5 protein-coding genes are annotated in these 6,789 nt (G+C 68.2%); all 5 read left to right on the top strand.

Annotated elements, in window-relative coordinates; genetic code table 11:
- The first annotated feature begins 297 nt into the window (after nt 1–297).
- The gene (dnaN, locus tag I5G_RS14220; protein WP_022879652.1) at nt 298–1,449 is read left to right on the top strand and encodes a DNA polymerase III subunit beta; all 1,152 of its coding nucleotides are present in this window, start codon (nt 298–300) and stop codon (nt 1,447–1,449) included.
- Nucleotides 1,450–1,497: 48 nt separating this feature from the next.
- On the top strand, nt 1,498–2,649 hold the full coding sequence (gene recF, locus I5G_RS14215; protein ID WP_022879651.1) for a DNA replication/repair protein RecF: 1,152 nt from the start codon (nt 1,498–1,500) through the stop codon (nt 2,647–2,649).
- The gene (locus I5G_RS14210; RefSeq protein ID WP_022879650.1) at nt 2,642–3,130 is read left to right on the top strand and encodes a DUF721 domain-containing protein; all 489 of its coding nucleotides are present in this window, start codon (nt 2,642–2,644) and stop codon (nt 3,128–3,130) included. The genes recF and I5G_RS14210 overlap by 8 nt, the downstream gene beginning before the upstream one ends.
- Before the next feature lie 119 nt (nt 3,131–3,249).
- Entirely contained in the window at nt 3,250–5,295 is a 2,046-nt protein-coding gene (gyrB, locus tag I5G_RS14205; RefSeq protein WP_022879649.1) for a DNA topoisomerase (ATP-hydrolyzing) subunit B, read from the top strand.
- Between the two features lie 32 nt (nt 5,296–5,327).
- A partial coding sequence (locus I5G_RS14200; RefSeq protein WP_022879648.1) for a DNA gyrase subunit A occupies nt 5,328–6,789 on the top strand: 1,462 nt, incomplete at its 3' end.

Raw genomic sequence — 6,789 nt, 5'->3', positions numbered from 1 at the left:
CGGAGAATGTGAACGACACGCGGATGCCTGTGGAGGAAGACTCGAACCGGCGTCGACCCGATCGTGTTAACTGCGCAGGCTCTCCGCAGCGCGTCCACAGGTCACAGCCGTGTAGTTCCCTGCTGTTAACACGCATCGCGCGAGTTATCCACACTCTCCACAGCTGTTAACAAGATGAAGAATCCATTGATGAGTTAACAGAGATCCGATGACCTCGTGGTGCGAAAGCGGGTCGACGTGTGCCGACGCGGTCGGGCACTAGCATGGGTAAGCCATACCGCCGTCAAGGGAGCGCCCGTGAAGTTTCACGTCAATCGCGATGTCTTCAGCGAAGCCGTTTCGTTCGTGGTCAAGCTCCTGCCACAGCGGAACCCGCAGCCGATCCTCGCGGGTGTGCTGATCGAGGCGAACGAACAGGGTCTGACCCTCGCGGCCTTCGACTACGAGGCATCCGCGCGCACGACCATCGAGGCGACCGTCGACGAGCCGGGCACGATCCTCGTCCACGGCCGTCTACTCTCCGACATCGCCAGCCGGCTCCCGAACGCCCCCATCCAGATCGCGGTCGACGACGACGGCGGCATCCTGCTCACGTGCGGCTCGGCGCGCTTCACGCTGGCATCCATGCCCGTCCAGGAGTACCCGGCCATCCCCGAGGTCACCGGTGAATCGGGTCTGGTCCCGGCCGACGACTTCGCGACCGCGATCGCGCAGGTGGCCTTCGCCGCGTCGCGCGACGACGTCACGCCCGTCCTGACCGGCGTCCAGCTCGAGGTCACGGGCACGCAGCTCAGCCTCGTCGCCACCGACCGCTACCGCGTCGCGCTGCGTGAGATCCCCTGGGACGGCGGGTCCGCGGCATCCGATGAGCCCACCACCGCCCTCGTGCCGGCCCGGACCCTGCAGGAGGTCGGTAAGACCTTCGCGCACGGCGGCGACATCTCGATCGCGTTCTCGGGCTCGGGCGACCGCGAGATCATCGCGTTCTCGTCGGGCAACAAGACCGTGACGTCCCTGCTCATCAAGGGCAACTTCCCGCCCGTGCGCCGGCTCTTCCCCGCGCAGACCGAGCACCACAGCGTCGTCAACACCGCCGAGCTCGCCGAGGCCGTGCGCCGTGTCGCGCTCGTGCTCGACCGTTCTGCGCCGCTGCGGTTCACGTTCGGCCCCGACGGGGTGTCGATGGATGCCTCGGGCACCGAGCAGGCGCGCGCGACGGAGTCCGTCGACGCGACGCTCGTCGGCGACGAGGTCACCCTCGGCCTCAACCCGCAGTACCTGCTCGAGTCCCTCGGTGCCGTGCGCAGCGAGTTCGCGCGGATCACGTTCACCTCGAGCGACAACGCCAACAAGCTCAGCCCCGTGCTCATCACCCCGCAGACCTCGGTCGACAAGGGTGGCGAAGGCTCGTTCAAGTACCTGCTGCAGCCGAACCTCCTGTTGCGCTGAGCGGGCCGGGCCCCGGCGGATGTCGGGGGCGGCGGGTAGTCTGACCCGGTGATCGTGGAGCAGCTCGGACTAACGGATTTCCGCAATTACGCGGCCGCCGACGTCTCGCTCTCCGCGGGGGCCAACCTCTTCGTGGGCCGCAACGGCCAGGGCAAGACCAATCTCGTCGAGGCCGTGGCCTACCTCGCCACCCTCGGCTCGCATCGCGTCTCGAGCGACGCCCCGATGGTGCGCGACGGAGCGGATGCCGCGATCGTGCGCGCGCGTCTCGGACACGGTGAACGCAGCGTGCTGCTCGAGCTGCAGCTCAACCGCCAAGGGTCGAACAAGGCGCGGGTCAACGGCGTGAACGTCCGCACGGCCGAGCTTCCCCGCTACGCGCAGGTCGTGCTGTTCGCGCCGGAGGACCTCCAGATCGTGCGCGGCGACCCCTCCGCCCGCCGGCGGTTCGCCGACCAGCTCATCGTCCAGCGCGCCCCTCGACTCGCCGGCGTCCTCGCCGACTACGACCGCGTGCTCCGCCAGCGCACCGCCCTCCTCAAGTCGGCACGCGCGCGCGGAGTCCGCGGAGACGCCCTCGGCACGCTCGACGTCTGGGACGACAAGCTCGTGTCCCTCGGCACCGAGGTCATCGAAGCGCGGCTGGCGTTGGCATCCGATCTCTCCGCCCCCGTGGCCGAGGCGTACACGGCGATCGCGGGTGCCGACCACGATCCGCGTCTGCGCTGGGCGTTGTCGGTCGTCGGCGGCGACCCCGAAGAAGGCGACGCGGGTGCCGACACCGGCACGACCGGGTCGCTCGCCGACCAGTTCCGCGCGGCGCTGGCGGCCCGTCGACCCCAGGAGCTCGAGCGCGGACTGACGCTCGTGGGTCCTCACCGCGACGACCTCGTCCTCGAGGTGCGCGGGCTGCCGGTGAAGGGATACGCGTCCCACGGCGAATCGTGGTCGGTCGCGCTCGCTCTGCGCCTGGCATCCGCCGAACTCCTCCGCGCCGAGTCGCGCCTGGGGGATCCGGTGCTGATCCTCGACGACGTGTTCGCCGAGCTCGACGCGGGTCGTCGCACGCGCCTCGCCGAACTGGCTGCCGGGTACGAGCAGGTCATCGTGACCTCGGCGGTGGAGGAAGACGTGCCCGATGGCCTGCGTGCGCACGTCGTCCGGGTCGAGGCCGGCCGGATCAAGGATGCCGATGACTGACGAGCCCGAACTCCCCGAGACCCTCGCGACGTATCTGCGTCTGCGCGGTCTCGAGCCGTCGCCGTACCGCAAGAAGAAGCGGCGTCGCCGGGCCGACGACGGCGAGAACGCCCCGTTCACGCCCGGGCGTGACCCGCGCGGGCTCGGCGACGTCCTCTCGACGCTGACGAAATCCGCCGGGTGGGAGCCGCAGCTCGCGCGCGAGGACCTGGTCCGTACGTGGCACGACGTCGCCGGCGCCGACACCGCCGCGCACACGCGTCCGGTGGCCCTGGATGCCGGAATGCTGACGGTCCAGGCCGACTCGACGGCGTGGGCGAAGCAGCTGCAGCTGATGCGCGCGCACATCCTGTCGGAGATCATCCGACGGTTCCCCGAGGCGGGGGTTGAAGCGATCCGCTTCATCGGGCCGGACGTCCCCTCCTGGAAATGGGGGACGAGAGCCGTTCCAGGCCGTGGCCCGCGCGATACCTACGGCTGAGCCATGGTCGGGGTTGGTTCGTCATGATTTCTCCCCTCCTAGGGGCGTACACACCGATTTAGGAGGCCCCGCGCGATAGGATGGAGGTTCCGACGAATCGATCTGGAGCTCGCGAAGTCATGACGTCCGAAAACCCCGACAGCGTTTCCGAGGAACCCGTAGCCGAGTCCGCCCCGCACCCCGCGAAGGTTCCCAACGAGTACGGGGCAGACGCCATCCAGGTGCTCGAGGGTCTCGAGGCCGTCCGCAAGCGTCCCGGCATGTACATCGGCTCCACCGGTGAGCGGGGCCTCCACCACCTGGTGCAGGAGATCGTCGACAACTCGGTCGACGAGGCCCTCGCCGGCTACTGCGACACCATCGACGTCACGATCCTCTCGGACGGCGCCGTCCGCGTGATCGACAACGGCCGTGGCATCCCGGTCGACATGCACCGCACCGAGGGCAAGTCGACCGTCGAGGTCGTCCTGACCGTCCTCCACGCCGGCGGAAAGTTCGGCGGCGGCGGCTACGCGGTGTCGGGTGGTCTGCACGGCGTCGGTTCGTCGGTCGTGAACGCGCTGTCCACGCGCCTCGAGGTCGAGGTGAAGCGTCAGGGCCACGTGTGGCGCCAGTCGTTCCGCGACGGCGGCGTGCCCCAGGCCCCCCTCGCGCAGGGCGAAGAGAGTGAAGAGACCGGGACCTCGATCACGTTCTGGCCGGATGCCACGATCTTCGACACCGTCGACTTCGACTACGACACGCTGCGGACCCGCTTCCAGCAGATGGCGTTCCTCAACAAGGGGCTGCGCATCAGCCTGCGCGACGAGCGACCGCAGTCGATCGTGACCGAGGGCGAGCCCGGCGAGGAGACGGCCGTCGCACGCCACGACTCCTTCCTCTACGAGCGCGGCCTCGTCGACTACGTCGAGCACCTGAACCGCGTCCGCAAGGCCGACGTCGTCAACGACGAGATCATCGAGGTGGAGTCCGAGGACACCGACCGCAACATCGCGCTCGAGCTCGCGATGCAGTGGACGACGGCCTACACCGAGAACGTCTTCACCTTCGCGAACACGATCAACACGCACGAGGGCGGCACGCACGAAGAGGGCTTCCGAGCCGCGCTGACGACCCTGGTCAACCGCTACGCACGCGCGAACAACCTCCTCAAGGAGAAGGACGACAACCTCACGGGTGAGGACATCCGCGAGGGTCTCACGGCCGTCATCTCGGTCAAGCTGTCCGAGCCGCAGTTCGAGGGTCAGACGAAGACCAAGCTCGGCAACACCGAGGCGCGCGCGTTCGTGCAGAAGGTGGTCGGCGACAAGCTCGGCGACTGGTTCGACCGCAACCCCACGCAGGCGAAGAACATCATCCGGAAGGCCATCGACGCGGCCACCGCGCGTCTGGCCGCCCGCAAGGCGCGTGAGACCGCGCGTCGCAAGAGCGTCTTCGAGTCCGCCGCGATGCCCGACAAGCTCAAGGACTGCACCTCGAAAGACCCGTCGATCAGCGAGATCTTCCTCGTCGAGGGTGACTCCGCCGGCGGCTCGGCGGTGCAGGGTCGCGACCCGCACACGCAGGCGATCCTCGCCCTCCGCGGCAAGATCCTGAACGTCGAGCGCGCGCGCCTCGACCGTGCGCTCGGCAACAAGGAAGTCCAGGCGATGATCCAGGCCTTCGGCACGGGCATCGGTGAAGATTTCGACATGGCCAAGGCCCGGTACCACAAGATCGTCCTGATGGCGGATGCCGACGTCGACGGCCAGCACATCACGACGCTGCTGCTCACGCTCCTCTTCCGCTACATGCGCGGGCTCATCGAGGCCGGGTACGTCTACCTCGCCCAGCCGCCGCTGTACCGCCTAAAGTGGTCGAACCACCCCCACGAGTACGCGTACAGCGATCGGGAGCGCGACGCGCTCCTCGTCGAGGGCCAGGCCGCCGGTCGCCGCATCCCCAAGGACAACGGCATCCAGCGCTACAAGGGTCTGGGCGAGATGAACGACCACGAGCTCTGGGAAACGACCATGGACCCCGAGACCCGCACGCTCCGCCAGGTCACGATCGACGACGCCGCCTCGGCGGACGAGATCTTCTCGGTGCTCATGGGCGAGGACGTCGAATCGCGGCGCAGCTTCATCCAGCGCAACGCCAAAGACGTCCGCTTCCTCGACATCTGATCCCGGTCGACTCGATACGAAACTGAGAATCCATGGCTGACGACACCACTCCCGAGCCCGCCGGCGCGCGCGAAGAAGCCGCCCACAACCACGGCAAGATCGACCAGGTCGACCTCCAGCTCGAGATGCAGCGGAGCTACCTCGACTACGCGATGAGCGTCATCGTCGGGCGCGCCCTGCCCGACGTGCGCGACGGACTCAAGCCCGTCCACCGCCGCGTGATCTACGGCATGTACGACGGCGGCTTCCGCCCCGACAAGTCGTTCTCGAAGTGCGCCCGTGTCGTCGGCGAGGTCATGGGCCACTACCACCCCCACGGTGACGCCCCGATCTACGACGCCCTCGTGCGTCTCGTGCAGCCGTGGTCGCTGCGCTACCCGCTCGCGCTCGGCCAGGGCAACTTCGGTTCGCCCGGCAACCAGGGTGCAGCAGCTCCCCGGTACACCGAGACCAAGATGGCTCCCCTCGCGCTCGAGATGGTGCGCGACATCGAGGAAGAGACCGTCGACTTCGAGGACAACTACGACGGTCAGACCCAGGAGCCGACGGTCCTCCCGGCGCGCTTCCCGAACCTGCTCGTCAACGGCTCGGTCGGCATCGCCGTCGGTATGGCGACGAACATCCCGCCGCACAACCTCCGCGAGGTCTCCGCGGGCGCCCTGTGGGCGCTGGAGAACCCGGATGCCAGCCGCGAGGAACTGCTCGAAGCGCTCATCGAGCGCATCCCCGGGCCCGACTTCCCCACGGCCGCGCAGATCCTCGGCACCCGAGGCATCAAGGACGCGTACCGTACGGGTCGCGGATCCATCACGATGCGCGCCGTGGTCAACATCGAGGAGATCCAGGGCCGCACGTGCCTCGTGATCACCGAGCTGCCGTACCAGGTGAACCCCGACAACGTCGCGGTGAAGATCGGCGACCTCGCCCGCGAGGGCAAGATCACCGGCATCGCGGACATCCGCGACGAGACGTCGGGCCGCACCGGTCAGCGCCTCGTGATCGTGCTCAAGCGCGACGCGGTCGCCAAGGTCGTGCTGAACAACCTGTACAAGCACACGCAGCTGCAGGAGAACTTCGGCGCCAACATGCTGGCGATCGTCGACGGCGTGCCCCGCACGCTGCCGCTCGACGGGTTCATCAGCCTGTGGATCGAGCACCAGATCGAGGTCATCGTCCGCCGCACGCGCTACCGCCTCCGCAAGGCGGAGGAGCGCATGCACATCCTGCGCGGCTACCTCAAAGCACTCGACGCGCTGGACGAGGTCATCGCCCTCATCCGCCGGTCTCCGACGGCGCAGGATGCCAACGAGGGACTGCAGAAGCTCCTCGACATCGACGACATCCAGGCGCAGGCCATCCTCGACATGCAGCTGCGCCGCCTCGCCGCTCTCGAGCGCCAGAAGATCGTCGACGAAGCGCAGGAGCTCGAAGCGCGCATCGCCGACTACAACGACATCCTCGCGACGCCCGGCCGCCAGCGCACGATCATCCGCG

Origin of the sequence: Microbacterium sp. B19, assembly GCF_000333395.1 — a bacterium.
Taxonomy (GTDB): Bacteria; Actinomycetota; Actinomycetes; order Actinomycetales; family Microbacteriaceae; genus Microbacterium.
Note: the sequence above shows the minus strand (reverse complement) of the source record. Positions and strands in the feature narration are given on the sequence as shown.